We start from the raw sequence: 16,189 nt of genomic DNA on the forward strand, positions 1-16,189 counted from the left end.
GATTCCAGGCCTGCGCCTTGCGGCGCATCCCGGAATGACGAGATAATCGCCCGAGCATCAGGAGAATCCCCATGTACATCGCCATGAACCGCTTCCGCGTCGCCAAGGGCTCCGAGGCCGCCTTCGAGCAGGTCTGGCTTTCGCGCGACACGCATCTGGACAAGGTGCCGGGCTTCGTCGAATTTCATCTGCTGCGGGGCCCCGAGCTCGAGGACCACACGCTGTATGCATCGCACACGGTCTGGGCGAACCACGCCGCGTTCGAGGCCTGGACCAAGTCGGAAGCATTTCGGGCCGCGCATCACCGGGCCGGTGACAACAAGCCGCTCTACCTCGGCCATCCCCAGTTCGAAGGCTTTGAGGTGATGCAGACGGTCGGACGCGGCGCCAAGTAACGCGCCGCGTCGAAGATCAGCCCAGAGTGATCTTGTCGATCTCGGCCATCTCCTCGGCGCTGAGCTTCCAGGAGATCGCCTTGACGTTCTCCTCGATCTGCTCGACGCGCGTGGCGCCGGCGATCACGCTGGACACCTGCGGGCGCGCGGCAAGCCAGGAGAAGGCGAGCTCGAGCATGCTGTGACCACGGGCCTTGGCAAAGGCCTGGAGCTTCTCGACCATGTCCTCGTTGCGCGCTGTGACATAGCGGTCGCGCAGGGCCGGTGCCTTTGCAAAGCGGGTGTCGGCAGGTGCGGCCGCGCCGCGCTGATACTTGCCCGTGAGCAGGCCGCTTGCGAGCGGGAAGAACGGCAGCAGGCCGAGCTTGTACTCTTGCGCCGCCGGCAGCAGATCCTTCTCGATGTCGCGCACGACGAGGCTGTATTCGTCCTGGCACGAGACGAAGCGGCTGACGTTCATCGCGCGCGCGGTGAACTCGGCTTCGGCGATGCGCCAGGCCGGGAAGTTGGAATTGCCGATGTAGCGCACCTTGCCCTGGCGGACGAGGTCGTCCAGCGCGCGCAGGCTCTCCTCGATCGGCGTCAGAGGGTCATAGTCGTGCTGCTGGTAGAGATCGACGTAGTCGGTCTTGAGCCGCTTCAAGCTGGCCTCGACGGCGTCCATGATGTAGCGGCGCGAGGCGCCCTGCCTGGTGCCGTCGGTCGCCATCGGCTTGGCGTATTTGGTGGCGAGCACGATGTCCTTGCGGCGGTCGCCGAGCACGGTGCCGAGCACCGTCTCCGAGCCGCCCATGCCGGCATAGATGTCGGCGGTGTCGAACAACGTGATGCCGAGATCGAGCGCGCGATGGATCACCTTGCGCGAGGTCTCCAGATCCGTGCGCTGGCCGAAATTGTTGCAGCCGAGTCCGACCGCAGACACGCGAAGGCCGGAGGCGCCGAGATTGCGAATTTCCATGGGAGACCCTGTCAGAGATGAGCAGCCACTCATTCTGACCACCGCGCGCCGCCCCAGCAAGGCGCTCGCCGCGCTGCTGCCATGCCGGCAAGGCGGACAAAAAAATGCGGCCCCTGTCAGACGCGGCGACTGACGGGGACCGCTTTGGGGCGCTTGATCGGTGACGGGGGGCCAGATCAGACGCAGGTGCAGCGTAGCCGCGCTATGTTACGCGCGGGTGACAGGCGGAGTTATCCACAGGATGCGTGCTGCGATCAGAACAGCTTGCGATAGACGATGAAGCCGGACCGCTCCGCGACCTTGTCGTACAGGCGCTGCGCCGTGAGATTGGTCTCGTGCGTCTGCCAATAGACGCGTGGCGATCCCGCCAGTTTCGCCCGCTCATACACGCCGTGAATCAGCGCCGAGGCGACGCCCTTGCCGCGTGCGGCTTCAAGCGTGAACAGGTCCTGCAAATAGCAGGACGGCTCGATCGCGGTGGTGCTGCGATGAAACAGATAGTTCGTCATGCCGAGCAGCTTGCCGTCGCTCTCGGCGACCAGCCCGTGCACCGGCTCATAGGCGTCGAAGAAGCGCTGCCACGTCATCCGCGTGATCTCGGGAGCGAGCGCGGTCGGGCCGGAGCGGCCGTAGAAGGCGTTGTAGCCGTCCCACAGCGGCAGCCAGTGATCGTAGTCCTGCCTGGTGACGGAGCGAATGGTGAGCGACATGGAAAATTCCGCGATCTCGGGGCACGACGAAGAGATGTCCTTCATACGTGATGATCGCGTTGCCGATCAATCGTGTCGTTACATCACTCCGCGACCCGCAGATACCGGATCAGCTTGCGGCCTGCGGGATCGCGCAGCGAGCGGTAGTAGTCGGCTCGTGACGGCGCGTCGGTGTGGCGGACCAGATCGGTCACCGGCGTGTAGCTCAGCATCCGGCCACCGTTGGGCAGCGCGGCGCAAACGAAGCGCAGCACCTCGCCGTTGCGCAAGGCGATGTTGATCGGCGTAGCATCGCCGATCCGCACCATCTCCATTCGCTGCGCGATGAAGGTCCCGAGCTCGTCTTCGGGCAGCTCGAACGCGCCGGTGTCGCGGCCGTGATACATCAGCGCGATGAAGGGCGGCTTGCCGTCGGCGATCTCGTCCGGCACCGCAAAGTAATCGCGGAACGCGCGGTTTATGAACTCGGCCCGCGTCTCGGCATCGAGCAGCACGATGCCGATATCGACCTGGTCGAGCGCGGCCGACAGCCGTGCGGCGGTGGCGTGGCTTCGGCGCTCGGCCGCGAACGTGCCGAGCAGCCGCTCGCGCATCAGGCCGGTAATGGCTGCGGTGCCGGCAGCGGTGATGGCCAGAAGGCCGAGCCGGACCAGATCGGGGTTGCCATATCCGGCGACGCCGTGCTGGTTGAGGAAGAGCAGCGCGGCGCCGATCACCGCGACGGCTGCGCTGGTCATGGCCGAGGCGAGACCCGACAATGCGCCGGCAAGCGCCACGATGCCGACGAGCAACGGCGCGGGCGAGGGAGTGGGGACAAGGCGATCGAGGAGCATCGCCAGCAGCAGGGTTGCTGCCGTCAGCACCGGACCGGAGATCGCACGCCATCCGAACCGCATGGACCAGTCTCGCTCCTCCCGAACGAGGTAAGACCGCAACTCTGACTGATCGTTGCGCCACAGCGATGCGTTTTCGCGCGGTGTGCTTAAGGCCCGCTTGTCGGCAAGTGTAAGGCTTTCGGATGATTTTAGATCAGATGCGCGAGCTTGAAGGGTTGTTGCAGCGCAGGCCCATTCAGCGTCGACGTTCCCGGGCCCTTGCGGGTGCCGACGACAATCAACAGTGATGCCGCGACCAGGATGGCCGCGGTCAATGTGATTGCAACGACTACCACAGGTGATTTCATCGACGTCCCGTTGCGATGCCGGTCGGCCCGGGGCATGCAGCGCCTTGACGGCTGGACCAGGATGAAACGGGAATCAGACCGGCAGACCCATCGCCATGGTCGCCTTGGTCGACAGCACCGTCAGGGTGACGATCAGGCACAGCGAGAGCGCGGCGACGGCGAGCGAGGCCGCGACCGCGTTGGTCAGCCGGGAAGACGCGACGGTATCGGGATGGCCGCGAAAGCCTGCCGTGCCGGACGCCCGTATCATGGTCTAAATCCTTCAATGCGCGAGCGAATCACCCGCGACTTTCCACAATTTCCCAGTTTCAACCGGCAACATTGCGGCGGCTCTCGTGCTGAAAATGGCCAAATTGCGGCAAATATTACCTTTATACCCGCTATTTCCTGGAGCCGGGCAGGACGGGCGCCGTCAGGCGCTGGCGGCGATGCTGGCGGGGTCGTCGATATCGGCTGGCCGCCAGTCCATCGATACGAAGCCGGGAGCGGCTTCCACCCGCTTCAGCCAGTCCCGGATCGCAGGGAAGGCCTCGAGATCGAAGTCGCAGCGGTCGGCCAGGTGGGTATAGCCGTACAGCGCGATGTCGGCGACCGTGAGCTGGCGCGCGGCGAAATAGGCGTTGGTCTTGAGGTGGTTTTCCATCACCTGGAGCGCGCCATAGCCGCGCTCCATCCAATCTTCCAGCGAATGGGTCTGGAGGTCGCGGCCGCCCTTGACCAGTGACAGCCAGAAATAGGCGGCGCCGATGTTCGGCTCGAGCGCGTGCTGTTCGAAGAACATCCATTGCAGCGCCTCGGCGCGGTCGATGCGGTTCTCGGGCGCAAGCGGAGTGCCGACGGCGACATACCAGAGGATGGCGTTGGACTCTGCGAGATAGCGGTCGCCGCCGACCTCGAGCAGCGGCACCTGTCCCGACGGGTTCTTGGTCAGGAAGTCCGGCGTGCGGCTTTCGCCGCGCAGAATGTCCACCTCGATCGCTTCGTAAGGCAGGTTGAGCAGCGCCAGCGCAAGGCGGACCTTGTAGCTGTTGCCTGAGCGTTGCATCGAATAGAGCTTGTACATTCTGGGAAGTTCGGATCCGGGGATGGGAAGGCGCGGCGCTCGTGACCTCGCGACGCGGCTAAACAATGATGCCGATGCGAATCCGCCGCAAGGGCCGGCCAATAGAAAAACTCGAAAACCCTACCGCACTGCAACGGTGCAGAAGATCATTTTCGCGCGACGCTGCAAATCGGATCACGCTTGCGTCAATGCTCCGGCGCATTGCCCTGCGAGATCGTGAAGCAGGCAGAGCATCGTATCGACGAACGGGCGGGACCAATGCCTCCGCATCGTCTGGCTGGGCTCGCTTCGCCCAAGCGGCTTCGCCCGGGCAGGCGGGACCAGCCCGGGCAGGACGGCGTGCCGGTTTCTGCGCGCATTCCAACGTGCAAAATTGCTCCGAGGACAGGCCTTGCCGGATATGAGCAAATCCGGAGGCAAAGTTGCGGAAAATTGCGGGAAATCTCGCCTCGAAACGCGTTCCGCCCGTAAGTTTTTCCGGGATCGGGCCGAAGTTTCTTGCGGTGCAGTGACTCACGTTTTAGGGTGGCTGCATTCCCACAATCGGAGTCGTGAGGCGAAATGTTTCACGACGCTTGTCAGGAGATGACGATGTCCTTCCTTGCCGCTGCGCTCGACCGTGTGAAGCCGTCCGCGACCATCGCGGTCACGGATAAAGCACGCGCGCTGAAAGCGGCGGGCCGCAACGTCATCGGCCTCGGCGCCGGCGAGCCCGACTTCGACACGCCCGCCAACATCAAGCTGGCGGCGATCCACGCCATCGAGGCCGGCAAGACCAAGTACACCGCGGTCGACGGCATTCCCGAGCTGAAGGACGCGATCATCGCCAAGTTTCAGCGCGAGAACGGCGTCACTTACAAGCCGAACCAGATCATCGTCGGCACCGGCGGCAAGCAGGTGCTGTACAACGCGCTGATGGCCACCATCAATCCGGGCGACGAGGTGATCATTCCCGCGCCGTATTGGGTCAGCTACCCTGAAATGGTGGCGCTCGCCGGCGGCGAGCCGGTGCCGGTGGTCTGCACCGCCGCGACCGGTTTCAAGCTCCAGGCCGAGGCGCTCGAGCGTGCGATCACGCCCAAGACCAAATGGGTGATCCTGTGCTCGCCGTCGAACCCGACGGGAGCCGCCTATACGCGTTCGGAACTGAAGGCGCTCACCGACGTGCTGGTGAAGCATCCTCACGTGTGGGTGATGACCGACGACATGTACGAGCACCTCGTCTATGACGACTTCCAGTTCACCACGGTCGCGCAGGTCGAGCCGAAGCTCTACGACCGCACGCTCACCGTGAACGGCGTATCGAAGGCCTATTGCATGACGGGCTGGCGCATCGGCTATGCCGGTGGCCCCGCGCAGCTGATCAAGGCGATGTCGACGATCCAGTCGCAATCGACCTCGAACCCGTCCTCGATCGCGCAATGGGCCGCGGTGGAAGCTCTGAACGGTCCGCAGGACTTCATCCCCGCCAACAACAAGGTGTTCAAGGAGCGGCGCGACCTCGTCGTCTCCATGCTCAACCAGGCCAAGGGGATCGAATGCCCGCGTCCCGAGGGCGCCTTCTACGTCTATCCGTCCTGCGCCGGCACGATCGGCAAGACCGCGCCGTCGGGCAAGGTGATCGGCAATGACGAGGACTTCGTCACCGAGCTCCTGGAGACCGAAGGCGTCGCCGTGGTGCAGGGTTCGGCCTTCGGCCTTGGACCTGCCTTCCGCATCTCCTACGCGACCAAGACCTCGGATCTCGAAGACGCCTGCAAGCGCATCCAGCGCTTCTGCGGGAATCTGCGGTAAGCACGCTGCAAGGCCTCGCGAAACGGCCCGCCACTGGCGGGCCTTTTTGTTGCGCGCACGCTTATCGCCGCGCGCGATCTGGCACCATTGAGCCTCTTGTGGCATAGACGCTCCACGCGGGGCGGGCGCTCTCTGCTCGCATCACATCATCGCCGGAGATATTTCATGCGCCGTTCGTTCATCTTCGCCGGGCTCGCCGCCGCCAGCCTCATTGTCTCCGTCGCTGCTGCCGGCGCGCAGCAGCGGATGGCGCGGGTCGGTGTGCTCGAATGCCGTGGCGGCGCCAGTGTCGGCTTCATCGTGGGATCGGTGACCCATCTCGGCTGCGTGCTGCGTGCCGACGGCCTGCCCGACGATCGCTACGTCGCGACGATCCGTAAAGTCGGTCTCGACATCGGCATCACCCAGGAGACGGCTTTGGCGTGGGGCGTGTTCGCACCGGTCGACCGGCTCGGCCCCGGCGATCTCTCCGGCAACTACGCGGGCGCGCAGGGCAGCGCCTCGGTCGGCGTCGGCCTTGGCGGCAACGTGCTGGTCGGCGGCTCCAACAATTCGATCTCGCTCCAGCCGCTCAGCGTTCAGGGTCAGGTCGGCCTCAACGTTGCCGCTGGCCTCGAGAGCCTGGAACTTCGTCCGGGCCGCTGACGCCCGACGACGGAAGTGCTGCTTGCCTCTCTCGGGAGAGGTGGAACACCATCGACGCACCGCAGCGACGTTTGATGCTTGCCAAATCTCGGGGACGGGCAGAGCATCTCCGTTTGCCGACCCAATCATGGGCCGAGCTCCACAAGAAGGAGGCGGCGAATGGGACAAGACGTCAGAAGTCCCCGAGGTCCACGGTGCATCGCGCTGGTGGGCCCTTTCCAAAGCGGTAAAACCACACTTCTCGAAGCAATACTGGCGCGAACGGGCGCAATCCCGCGCGCCGGCAGCGTCGACGCCGGAACGTCCGTCGGCGACGCCACCCCGGAGGCCCGTCATCACAAGATGACCGTCGGGCTGACTGCCGCCACCACGAGTTTCATGGGCGACAGCTATACCTTCCTCGATTGTCCCGGTTCCGTCGAGTTTGCCCACGACATGCGCGCCGCGTTGCCCGCGGTCGATGCGGCGATCGTGGTCTGCGAGGCCGACGAGAAGAAGCTGCCGCAGCTTCAGATCATCCTGCGCGAGTTGGAGGAGCTGAAGATCCCGCGTTTCCTGTTCCTGAACAAGATCGACCGCGCGAGCCAGCGCATCCGTGAGACGCTCGCGATGCTGCAGCCCGCCTCCCGCGTGCCGCTGGTGCTGCGCCAGATCCCGATCTGGAAGGGCGAGCTGATCGAGGGCTTCGTCGATCTCGCGCTGGAACGCGCCTTCATCTATCGCGAGCACAAGGCCTCCGAGGTGATCGCGCTCGAAGGCGGCGATCTCGATCGCGAGAAGGAGGCCCGCTTCTCGATGCTGGAGAAGCTCGCCGATCACGACGATGCGCTGATGGAGCAACTGCTCGAGGACATCCAGCCGCCGCGTGATGCCGTGTTCGACGATCTCGCCCGCGAGTTGCGCGAGGGGCTGATCTGCCCGGTGTTGCTGGGCGCCGCCGCGCGCGAGAACGGCGTGCTGCGCCTGATGAAGGCGCTGCGTCACGAGGCGCCGGGCGTCGCGGAGACCGCAAGACGTCTCGGCGTGCCCGAGAGCAAGGATGCGCTCGGCTACGTCTTCAAGACGCTGCATTCGCAGCATGGTGGAAAGCTGTCGCTGACGCGGCTGCTTGCCGGCCATCTCGACGACGGTGCCACGTTGCAATCCGCCTCCGGCGGCTCCGGGCGCATCTCCGGCATCCTCGCCGTCAACGGCGCCTACGACACCAAGCGCGCTATGGCCGAAGCCGGTGACACCGTGGCGCTCGCCAAGCTCGATCCCGTCAGGACCGGCGATACGATATCGAACGGCAAGACCCCGCCGGCCGCGCTGGCCGTCACGGAGCCGACGCCGCCGGTGCTTGCGATCTCGATCGCCGCCACCGACCGCAAGGACGACGTCAAGCTCGGCCAGGCGCTGGCGCGGCTGCACGAGGAGGATCCCTCGCTCGTCGTCGTGCAGAACGCCCAGACCCACGACACTGTCTTGTGGGGGCAGGGCGAGATGCATCTGCGCGTCGCCAGCGAGCGGCTGCGCGACCGCTTCGGTATCAAGCTCACCTCGCATCCGCCCGGGATCGGCTATCAAGAAACCATCCGCAAGCCGATCACCCAGCGCGGGCGCCACAAGAAGCAGTCCGGCGGCCACGGCCAGTTCGGCGACGTCGTGCTCGACATCAAGCCGCTGCCGCGCGGCGACGGCTTCAAATTCACCGAGAAGGTGGTGGGCGGCGCCGTGCCGCGCAACTACATCGGCGCGGTGGAGGAAGGCGTCGTCGACGGACTGGCGCGCGGTCCGCTCGGCTTCCCCGTCACCGACGTGCAGGTGACGCTGACCGACGGCTCCTACCACAGCGTCGACTCGTCCGACCTTGCCTTCCGCACGGCGGCGCGGATCGGCCTCAATGAAGGCCTGCCGCAATGCCAGCCGGTGCTGCTGGAGCCGATCCACGTCGTCGAGATCGTCTGCCCGACCGATGCGACCGCCAAGATCAATGCGATCCTGTCGGCGCGGCGTGGCCAGATCCTCGGCTTCGACACTCGCGACGGCTGGAGTGGCTGGGACTGCGTCCGCGCCATGATGCCGGAAGCCGAGATCGGCGAGCTGATCGTGGAGCTGCGCTCGGCCACCGCCGGGGCCGGCAGCTTCACGCGCCAGTTCGACCACATGGCCGAAGTCACCGGCCGCGCCGCCGACCAGATCATCGCCGCGCATCAACACGCCGCGTGATCGGTTTCGCGCGGTAAGGGACGCACCGCCCTCTCACTCCCTCTCCCCGTTCTTACGGTGAGAGGGAAGCGTGAGCGGCTGCCTCCGCGCGTGCGGAGCTTCCTTAAGGCTGCGGTTTCTCCAAGCGTCATTGCGAGCGCAGCGAAGCAATCCAGGGTCTTTCCGGGGAGGAATTCTGGATTGCTTCGCTGCGCTCGCAATGACGGAGGAGGCGCTTGCATTCGTCCTAAGATGATGTATTTTACATCATTGTATATGTTTAGGATATCACTTATACTATCTCATACGTGAGGCCAAGGTGATTACCTCGTTTCAAATGCGGGCAGCCCGCGCGCTGCTCGGCATTGACCAGAAAACCCTGGCCGAGCTCGCCGGCGTTTCGTTGCCGACCATCCAGCGGATGGAGGCCAGCACCGGCAACGTGCGTGGCGTGGTCGAGACCCTGATCAAGGTGGTCGAGGCGTTCGACCGGGCCGGCGTCGAGCTCATCGGCGAGCAGGTCCGCAGCGACAGCGGCGGGCGTGGCGTTCGCTTGAAGGAGCCCGGGCCGCCGCGCCGCGTCGGGGCATGATCGGGACGTTGATCGTGCTCGGGATCAAGATGGGCTAGTGCATCGTCGCACCTCGGCAACAGGGACGCGCACGATGTTTTGGAGCATCGTGGGGCAGCGGAGCACTTTGCCGAGATGAGCATCACAAGCGATCACGCCAGCCGGCTGCATCAGCTGCGTCAGCCGACCTTTGCCGAATTGTATCTGCCCAAGCTCGTCACCGTCTGGCGGGAGGGCTACGGCCTTGCGGATTTCCGCGCCGACGTCTTCGCGGGCCTGACCGTTGCGATCGTGGCGCTGCCGCTGTCGATGGCGATCGCGATCGCCTCGGGCGTGACGCCGGACCGCGGCCTCTACACCGCCGTCGTCGGCGGCTTCATCGCCTCGCTGCTCGGCGGCAGCCGGTTTCAGATCGGCGGACCTGCCGGCGCGTTCATCGTATTGGTCGCAGCGACCGCGGAGCGCCACGGCGTCGACGGCGTCATTCTCGCCACCATGATGGCGGGCCTGTTTCTGATCGCCGCGGGCCTGCTGCGGATCGGGACCTACATCAAGTTCATTCCCTATCCGGTGACGGTCGGCTTCACCGCCGGCATCGCCGTGATCATCTTCGCCAGCCAGCTCCGCGATCTCGCAGGCATCACGCTCGCCGGGAAAGAGCCGAGCGAATTCGTGCCGAAGCTCGTTGCGCTCGCCGGTGGCATCAATACCGTCAATCCCTCAGCCGTCGCGGTCGCCATCGTCAGCGTCGCCATCATCGCGATTTTGCGCCGGTGGCGGCCGTCCTGGCCTGGCATCCTGATCGCCGTCGTGTTCGCGGCTGTCATATGTGCGGTGTTCTCGCTCCCGGTCGAGACCATCGGCTCGCGTTTCGGCGGCATTCCGCGCGAATTGCCGTCGCCAGCCTTGCCGGCGTTCTCGATCGCGAAGGCGAGCGCCGTGCTGCCGGATGCGATCGCGTTCGCGCTGCTGGCCGCGATCGAATCGTTGCTGTCCGCGGTGGTCGCCGACGGCATGACCGGGCGCCGCCACCGCTCCAATTGCGAGCTGGTGGCGCAAGGCGCCGCCAATATCGGCTCCGCGCTGTTCGGCGGCATTTGCGTCACCGGACTGATTGCGCGCACCGCGACCAACATCCGTGCCGGCGCGCGCGGGCCGCTCGCGGGCATGCTGCATTCCGTCTTCCTGTTGCTGTTCATGCTGATCGCGGCGCCGCTCGCGAGCTACATCCCGCTCGCCGCGCTTGCCTCGGTGCTGGTCGTGGTGGCCTGGACCATGGCGGAGAAGCACGAATTCGCGACGCTGCTGCGCTCGTCATGGGGCGACGCCGTCGTGCTGCTCGCGACGTTCCTGCTGACGATCTTCCGCGATCTGACCGAGGGCATCCTGGTGGGCTTCGCGCTCGGCGCGGTGCTGTTCATCCATCGCATGGCGGAGATGACGGGCATCGAGGAGCGTTCTCCACTGGTCGCCGGTGATCGTCCCGACGACGGCAATGGCGATCGCGTGCCCTACGATCCTGCGCTTGCGGTCGATCGCGACGTGCTGGTCTATCGCATCACCGGTGCGTTCTTCTTCGGCGCGGCCTCCGCGATCGGAGGGGTGCTCGACGGGGTCGCCGACAAACGCAAGGCCTTCGTGGTGGATTTCTCCGCGGTGCCGTTCCTGGATTCGACGGCGGCCAACGTGCTCGGCCGCGTCGCCGCCAAGGCGCACCGCCAGGGCATCCGGCTGTTCATCACGGGGGCTTCGCCCACGGTCCGCAGGGCGCTGCTCACCCATGGCGTGACCCCGCCGCGCGCGCGCTATCGCACGAGCCTCGAGCGCGCGATTGCCGACATCAAGGGCGGCGCGGGCGAGGAGGCGGCTGCGAGTTGACGGCAGGCACTTCCCGCCGCCACCGCGGCACCGCGCTTGACAGGCCGGGCGCGACACGAAATGGATCGCCTCGGGAACACGACCCCCGAGGGAAAGATGACCGCGCCCAAAGCTCCTGCAGCCTGTCTGATCGGATGGCCCGCCGCGCATTCGCGCTCGCCGCTGATCCATCATTACTGGCTGCGCACGCTGGGCATTGAAGGCGGCTACGTCATCGAGGCGGTGCCGCCCGACGACTTGCGCGATTTCGTGCTGCGGCTGTCGTTGCGCGGCTTCGTCGGCGCCAACGTCACCATTCCGCACAAGGAGGGCGTGCTGGCGCTGTCGACGCCCGATGCCCGTGCAAAGGCGGTGGGCGCGGCCAACACGCTGTGGTTTGCCGACGGCGAGCTGCGCTCGACCAACACCGATGTCGAAGGCTTTATCAACAATCTCGACGCCAGCGCGCCCGGCTGGGGAGCGGCCGAGGAGGTGCTGGTGCTCGGCGCCGGCGGTTCCTCGCGTGCGGTCATATTCGGGTTGCTCGACCGCGGCATCAAACGCGTCCATCTTGCCAACCGTACCCTCGCGCGGGCCGAGGCGCTGGCAAGGCAGTTCGGGCCAAGCGTGCATCCGCTGCCGTGGGACGGCATCGACGATGTGCTGCCGCGCGCAAAACTTCTCGTGAACACGACCTCGCTCGGCATGCATGGCCAACCATCACTCGATGTTGATGTCGCACGGCTGCCGCCGGCGGCGGTCGTTGCCGACCTCGTCTATGTCCCGCTGGTGACGCCGCTGCTCGCCGCCGCCGCGGCGCGTGGCCTGAGGACCGCCGACGGGCTCGGCATGCTGCTGCATCAGGCGGTACGCGGCTTCGAGCTGTGGTTCGGCCGGCGGCCTGAGGTCACGGCCGAGCTGCGCGCATTGGTCGAGGCCGATCTCACAAAGACTTGAGAGAATAGCGCACGGTGTCTCGGAGTTCTCTATCCGTGGGGACAATCGGAGACCGTCATGTCTGTTCAACGTGCAACTTTCACACGTCCGCTGATCGCCGTCGCGATGGTGGCCGTCTCGACTTACTGCGCCTTCGCCCAGAAGGCGCCGGTGCCGACGCGCGTGCGCGGCACCATCGAAGCCGTCAATGGCGACATCATGCAGGTGAAGTCGCGCAGCGGCGAGGACGTCAAGCTGCGTATCGCTCCTAACGTGAACGTCTCGGGCATTACCAGGATCTCGCTCGCCGACATCAAGCCGGGTTCGTTCATCGGCGCGACCACGGTGCCGGGGCCGGACGGCGGCCAGAACGCCGTCGAGGTGCATGTGTTTCCGGAGAGCATGCGCGGCACCGGCGAGGGCTCGCGGCCCTATGATCTCAAGCCCAACTCCAGCATGACCAATGCCACGGTGGCGGAAAGCGTCGTCGGCAATGACGGCCATACGCTGCTGGTCAAGTACAAGGACGGCGAGAAGAAGGTGTTCGTGGCCGACAACACGCCGGTGGTGACCTTCGTGCCCGGCGACAAATCCGAGTTGAAGGCCGGCGCCAAGGTCATCGCCTTCATGAAGCAATTGCCGGACGGCTCGTTCGAGACCAACCGCGTCAGCGTCGGCCGTGACGGCCTGACGCCGCCGATGTGAGCAGGAGCGGGTGTAGCGCGCACACGCGCCACGACCTCCGCCGTCGTCCCGGACAAGCGCCAGCGAAGATCCGGGACGACAGTGGTGTCGAGGCGGGCCTTTCGCGCCTCAATCCTCACATCGCAATCACATGATCGTCGATCTCGTCGATGCGGTTGACGCCGCACAGGCCCATGGTGGTGAGCAGCTCTTTCTGGATGATGTCGATCGCCTTGGCGACGCCGGCCTGGCCGCCGGCGCCAAGGCCGTAGGCATAGGCGCGGCCCAGCATGCAGGACTTCGCGCCGAGCGCGAGCGCGCGCATCACGTCCTGGCCGGAGCGGATGCCGCCGTCGAACATGATCTCCATCCGGTCACCGACCGCGTCGGCGATCTCGGGCAGCACCTCGATCGAGGAGGGCGCGCCGTCGAGCTGACGGCCGCCATGGTTGGAGACGACGAGGGCCTGCGCCCCGGTCTTGACGGCCTCCTCGGCATCCTCGACGTCGAGGATGCCCTTGATGACGAGCTTGCCCGGCCAGATGCTGCGGACCCACTCGACGTCCTTCCAGTTCAGGGACGTATCGAACTGTGAGGCCGTCCATTCGGCAAGGCGGTTGAGATCCTCGGTGTTCTTCACGTGACCTGCGATATTGCCGAAGGTGCGGCGCTTGCCTTGCAGCACACCGGAGACCCAGGTCGGCTTGCTGGCGAAATCCAGCAGCTTCGACAGCGACCATTCGGGGGGCACCGTCATGCCGTTCTTGATGTCGGCATGGCGCTGACCGATCACCTGGAGGTCGACGGTGAGCACGAGCGCGCTGCACTTGGCCGCGATCGCGCGCTCGATCAAATCCTTGATGAAGCCGCGGTCCTTCATGACGTAGAGCTGGAACCAGAACGGCTTCTCGACATTGGCCGCGATGTCCTCGATCGAGCAGATCGACATGGTCGATTGCGTGAACGGGATACCGGCGGCCTGCGCGGCGCGACAGGCGTGGATCTCGCCGTCACCATGCTGCATGCCGAGCAGGCCCACGGGGGCCAGCATCAGCGGCATGGTCGAGGGCTCTCCGAGGATCGTGGTCGAGGTGTCGCGCTTGGAGACGTCGACCAGGATGCGCTGGCGGAACTTGATCGCCTGCATGTCCTCGCGGTTGGCGCGCAGCGTTTCCTCGGCATAGGAGCCGCGATCGCAATAGTCGAAGAACGCCTTCGGCACGCGGCGCTTATGCAGGGCGCGAAGATCGTCGATACAGGTAATATGCTTCATGCTCGTTTCCCCGGCCCGTCTCACTCGGAAGTCTTGCATCGGAAGATTTCGAGGTCATCTAGCATGGTTGGATGCACAGCCAAATCGTTTGCAGAACGTTTTGCAGGAGAGCGCCATGACGAGGCCGCACGCTCAGCCTTCCCCGGAAGAGATCAAGGAAAAGCGCGATCTCGAGGCTGCGCTGGAAGAGGGGTTGGAGGAGACCTTTCCGGGGTCCGATCCCGTCAACGTCACCCAGCCGGCGCCGAGCCGCGGGGATGGCCATGTGAAGCGCAGCGATTAGCGGGTTCCGCGCTGTTTCGGCGCGATGGGCAGGAAATATAATGTTAACAAGACGTTATCGCGCCGGTGGCAGCCCCGGTTCCGTAACGATTCATCATATTTTTTGAAGCCAAGTTAGCCGCACAGGCATTATATAGGCCCCAGCAAATCAGGGATGCGGGCCCCGTTCGGGCAGCCCGTGGTTGTAGAGGGGATCCCCTGGTTGTTGCTTGGGGGACGATATGAGCCGCAAATATTTCGGGACCGACGGGATACGGGGCCGCGCCAACGGACTGATCACGCCGGAGCTCGCGCTCAAGGTCGGTCAGGCCGCAGGCCTTGCATTCCAGCGCGGTGATCACCGCCACCGGGTCGTGATCGGCAAGGACACCCGCCTGTCCGGCTACATGATCGAATACGCCATGGTCGCGGGCTTCACCTCGGTCGGCATGGACGTGCTGCTGGTCGGCCCGATGCCGACGCCGGCGGTCGCGATGCTGACCAAGTCGATGCGGGCCGATCTCGGCGTGATGATCTCGGCCTCGCACAATCTGTTCGAGGACAACGGCATCAAGCTGTTCGGGCCGCAGGGCTTCAAGCTCTCCGACGACGTCGAGCGGCAGATCGAGCAGCTGCTCGACGAGCCCATCGACAAGCGGCTCGCACAGAGTGCGAGCCTGGGGCGCGCCCGCCGCATCGACGGCGTGCATGACCGCTACATCGAATTCGCCAAGCGCACCCTGCCGCGCGATCTCTCGCTCGATGGCCTGCGCGTCGTGATCGATTGCGCCAACGGCGCGGCCTACAAGGTGGTGCCGGAAGCGCTGTGGGAGCTGGGCGCCGACGTGGTGCCGATCGGCGTCGAGCCCGACGGCTTCAACATCAACAAGGATTGCGGCTCCACCTCGCCGGAAGCGCTATCGAAGAAGGTGCGCGAGATGCGCGCCGACATCGGCATTGCGCTCGACGGCGACGCCGACCGCGTCATCCTGGTCGACGAGCGCGGACATGTCGTGGACGGCGACCAGTTGCTCGCTGTGATCGCGCAGAGCTGGAAGGAAGACGGCCGGCTGTCGCGTCCGGGCATCGTCGCCACCGTGATGTCCAATCTCGGCCTCGAGCGCTTCCTGAAAGGGCAGGGGATCGATCTCGTGCGCACGCCGGTCGGCGACCGCTACGTGCTCGAGCAGATGCTGAACGGCGGCTACAATCTCGGCGGCGAGCAGTCCGGCCACATCATCCTGTCCGACTACGCCACCACCGGCGACGGCTTCGTTGCCGCCCTGCAGGTGCTGGCGGTGGTGCAGAAGCTGCGCCGCCCCGTCTCCGAGGTCTGCCACCGCTTCGATCCGCTGCCGCAGATCCTCAAGAACGTCCGCCACAAGGGCGGCAAGCCGCTCGACGATTCCCAGGTGAAGTCCGCGATCTCCGACGGCGAAAATCGCCTCAACGGCCACGGCCGTCTGCTGATCCGCTCCTCCGGCACCGAGCCGGTGATCCGCGTCATGGGTGAAGGCGAAGACCGGGTCCTGGTCGAGGATGTCGTCGACACCATCGTCTCCGCGCTGGGCCAGGCGGCGGCGTAAGGTTTTTCAAGCGCGAGCGGGGTGAGGTGATCGCACCCCGCGGGCAGTATCGTACGCAAGAGCGCCTTTGCCCCCGTGATACTGGA

The 16,189-nt window shown here is 65.4% G+C and carries 17 protein-coding genes; 10 read left to right on the top strand and 7 right to left on the bottom strand.

Annotated features, from left to right (window positions below; genetic code table 11):
• Positions 1 to 71 precede the first annotated feature (71 nt).
• On the top strand, positions 72 to 395 hold the full coding sequence (gene hmuQ, locus ACFDR6_RS16905; protein ID WP_212080358.1) for a heme-degrading protein HmuQ: 324 nt from the start codon (positions 72 to 74) through the stop codon (positions 393 to 395).
• A gap of 16 nt (positions 396 to 411) precedes the next feature.
• Here the strand turns inward: hmuQ and ACFDR6_RS16910 are convergent, their stop codons facing one another.
• The 6 genes from ACFDR6_RS16910 to ACFDR6_RS16935 all read right to left on the bottom strand — a co-directional run bounded on the left by ACFDR6_RS16910 (position 412) and on the right by ACFDR6_RS16935 (position 4,309).
• Entirely contained in the window at positions 412 to 1,353 is a 942-nt protein-coding gene (locus tag ACFDR6_RS16910; RefSeq protein ID WP_375858909.1) for an aldo/keto reductase, read from the bottom strand.
• A gap of 254 nt (positions 1,354 to 1,607) precedes the next feature.
• A complete protein-coding gene (locus tag ACFDR6_RS16915) occupies positions 1,608 to 2,063 on the bottom strand; it encodes a GNAT family N-acetyltransferase (protein ID WP_375858910.1) in 456 nt (151 codons plus the stop codon).
• Between the two features lie 83 nt (positions 2,064 to 2,146).
• Positions 2,147 to 2,959, bottom strand: coding sequence for a PAS-domain containing protein (locus ACFDR6_RS16920; RefSeq protein ID WP_212080371.1), 813 nt, complete (start codon positions 2,957 to 2,959; stop codon positions 2,147 to 2,149).
• Between the two features lie 128 nt (positions 2,960 to 3,087).
• Entirely contained in the window at positions 3,088 to 3,246 is a 159-nt protein-coding gene (locus ACFDR6_RS16925) for a hypothetical protein (protein WP_212080373.1), read from the bottom strand.
• A gap of 73 nt (positions 3,247 to 3,319) precedes the next feature.
• On the bottom strand, positions 3,320 to 3,496 hold the full coding sequence (locus ACFDR6_RS16930) for a hypothetical protein (protein ID WP_212080375.1): 177 nt from the start codon (positions 3,494 to 3,496) through the stop codon (positions 3,320 to 3,322).
• Between the two features lie 162 nt (positions 3,497 to 3,658).
• Positions 3,659 to 4,309, bottom strand: coding sequence for a glutathione S-transferase family protein (locus tag ACFDR6_RS16935; protein ID WP_212080377.1), 651 nt, complete (start codon positions 4,307 to 4,309; stop codon positions 3,659 to 3,661).
• 591 nt (positions 4,310 to 4,900) lie between these two features.
• On the opposite strand from ACFDR6_RS16935, the gene ACFDR6_RS16940 reads away from it, so the two are divergent.
• The 7 genes from ACFDR6_RS16940 to ACFDR6_RS16970 all read left to right on the top strand — a co-directional run bounded on the left by ACFDR6_RS16940 (position 4,901) and on the right by ACFDR6_RS16970 (position 13,004).
• Positions 4,901 to 6,103, top strand: coding sequence for a pyridoxal phosphate-dependent aminotransferase (locus ACFDR6_RS16940; protein WP_212080379.1), 1,203 nt, complete (start codon positions 4,901 to 4,903; stop codon positions 6,101 to 6,103).
• A 165-nt stretch (positions 6,104 to 6,268) separates the two neighbouring features.
• Positions 6,269 to 6,748, top strand: coding sequence for a DUF992 domain-containing protein (locus tag ACFDR6_RS16945; RefSeq protein ID WP_375858911.1), 480 nt, complete (start codon positions 6,269 to 6,271; stop codon positions 6,746 to 6,748).
• A 159-nt stretch (positions 6,749 to 6,907) separates the two neighbouring features.
• Positions 6,908 to 8,956 carry an elongation factor G gene (locus ACFDR6_RS16950; protein ID WP_317242389.1) on the top strand — a complete coding sequence of 683 codons (2,049 nt, stop codon included), beginning with the start codon at positions 6,908 to 6,910 and terminating at the stop codon, positions 8,954 to 8,956.
• Positions 8,957 to 9,254: 298 nt separating this feature from the next.
• Entirely contained in the window at positions 9,255 to 9,527 is a 273-nt protein-coding gene (locus tag ACFDR6_RS16955; RefSeq protein WP_026201995.1) for a helix-turn-helix domain-containing protein, read from the top strand.
• 114 nt (positions 9,528 to 9,641) lie between these two features.
• Positions 9,642 to 11,384, top strand: a complete 1,743-nt coding sequence (locus ACFDR6_RS16960; protein ID WP_375858912.1) for a SulP family inorganic anion transporter — start codon at positions 9,642 to 9,644, stop codon at positions 11,382 to 11,384.
• A gap of 96 nt (positions 11,385 to 11,480) precedes the next feature.
• Entirely contained in the window at positions 11,481 to 12,320 is an 840-nt protein-coding gene (locus ACFDR6_RS16965; protein WP_317242391.1) for a shikimate dehydrogenase, read from the top strand.
• A 57-nt stretch (positions 12,321 to 12,377) separates the two neighbouring features.
• Positions 12,378 to 13,004 carry a hypothetical protein gene (locus ACFDR6_RS16970; protein WP_375858913.1) on the top strand — a complete coding sequence of 209 codons (627 nt, stop codon included), beginning with the start codon at positions 12,378 to 12,380 and terminating at the stop codon, positions 13,002 to 13,004.
• 115 nt (positions 13,005 to 13,119) lie between these two features.
• On the opposite strand, the gene ACFDR6_RS16975 is transcribed toward ACFDR6_RS16970, so the two are convergent.
• Positions 13,120 to 14,256, bottom strand: coding sequence for an alpha-hydroxy acid oxidase (locus ACFDR6_RS16975; RefSeq protein WP_375858914.1), 1,137 nt, complete (start codon positions 14,254 to 14,256; stop codon positions 13,120 to 13,122).
• Positions 14,257 to 14,371: 115 nt separating this feature from the next.
• Between ACFDR6_RS16975 and ACFDR6_RS16980 the strand changes: the two genes are divergently transcribed.
• Positions 14,372 to 14,539 (top strand): hypothetical protein, encoded by a 168-nt coding sequence (locus ACFDR6_RS16980; protein WP_212080394.1) that lies wholly within the window; start codon positions 14,372 to 14,374, stop codon positions 14,537 to 14,539.
• A gap of 220 nt (positions 14,540 to 14,759) precedes the next feature.
• The gene (gene glmM / locus ACFDR6_RS16985; RefSeq protein ID WP_212080396.1) at positions 14,760 to 16,103 is read left to right on the top strand and encodes a phosphoglucosamine mutase; all 1,344 of its coding nucleotides are present in this window, start codon (positions 14,760 to 14,762) and stop codon (positions 16,101 to 16,103) included.
• Positions 16,104 to 16,189 lie beyond the last annotated feature (86 nt).

Source organism: Bradyrhizobium tunisiense, from assembly GCF_042263385.1.
Classification (GTDB): Bacteria; Pseudomonadota; Alphaproteobacteria; order Rhizobiales; family Xanthobacteraceae; genus Bradyrhizobium; species Bradyrhizobium tunisiense.

Coding starts and splice junctions, on each gene's coding strand:
- hmuQ (WP_212080358.1), top strand. CDS start 72: ATGTACATCGCCATGAACCGCTTCCGCGTCGCCAAGGGCTCCGAGGCC.
- ACFDR6_RS16910 (WP_375858909.1), bottom strand. CDS start 1,353: ATGGAAATTCGCAATCTCGGCGCCTCCGGCCTTCGCGTGTCTGCGGTC.
- ACFDR6_RS16915 (WP_375858910.1), bottom strand. CDS start 2,063: ATGTCGCTCACCATTCGCTCCGTCACCAGGCAGGACTACGATCACTGG.
- ACFDR6_RS16920 (WP_212080371.1), bottom strand. CDS start 2,959: ATGCGGTTCGGATGGCGTGCGATCTCCGGTCCGGTGCTGACGGCAGCA.
- ACFDR6_RS16925 (WP_212080373.1), bottom strand. CDS start 3,246: ATGAAATCACCTGTGGTAGTCGTTGCAATCACATTGACCGCGGCCATC.
- ACFDR6_RS16930 (WP_212080375.1), bottom strand. CDS start 3,496: ATGATACGGGCGTCCGGCACGGCAGGCTTTCGCGGCCATCCCGATACC.
- ACFDR6_RS16935 (WP_212080377.1), bottom strand. CDS start 4,309: ATGTACAAGCTCTATTCGATGCAACGCTCAGGCAACAGCTACAAGGTC.
- ACFDR6_RS16940 (WP_212080379.1), top strand. CDS start 4,901: ATGTCCTTCCTTGCCGCTGCGCTCGACCGTGTGAAGCCGTCCGCGACC.
- ACFDR6_RS16945 (WP_375858911.1), top strand. CDS start 6,269: ATGCGCCGTTCGTTCATCTTCGCCGGGCTCGCCGCCGCCAGCCTCATT.
- ACFDR6_RS16950 (WP_317242389.1), top strand. CDS start 6,908: ATGGGACAAGACGTCAGAAGTCCCCGAGGTCCACGGTGCATCGCGCTG.
- ACFDR6_RS16960 (WP_375858912.1), top strand. CDS start 9,642: ATGAGCATCACAAGCGATCACGCCAGCCGGCTGCATCAGCTGCGTCAG.
- ACFDR6_RS16965 (WP_317242391.1), top strand. CDS start 11,481: ATGACCGCGCCCAAAGCTCCTGCAGCCTGTCTGATCGGATGGCCCGCC.
- ACFDR6_RS16970 (WP_375858913.1), top strand. CDS start 12,378: ATGTCTGTTCAACGTGCAACTTTCACACGTCCGCTGATCGCCGTCGCG.
- ACFDR6_RS16975 (WP_375858914.1), bottom strand. CDS start 14,256: ATGAAGCATATTACCTGTATCGACGATCTTCGCGCCCTGCATAAGCGC.
- ACFDR6_RS16980 (WP_212080394.1), top strand. CDS start 14,372: ATGACGAGGCCGCACGCTCAGCCTTCCCCGGAAGAGATCAAGGAAAAG.
- glmM (WP_212080396.1), top strand. CDS start 14,760: ATGAGCCGCAAATATTTCGGGACCGACGGGATACGGGGCCGCGCCAAC.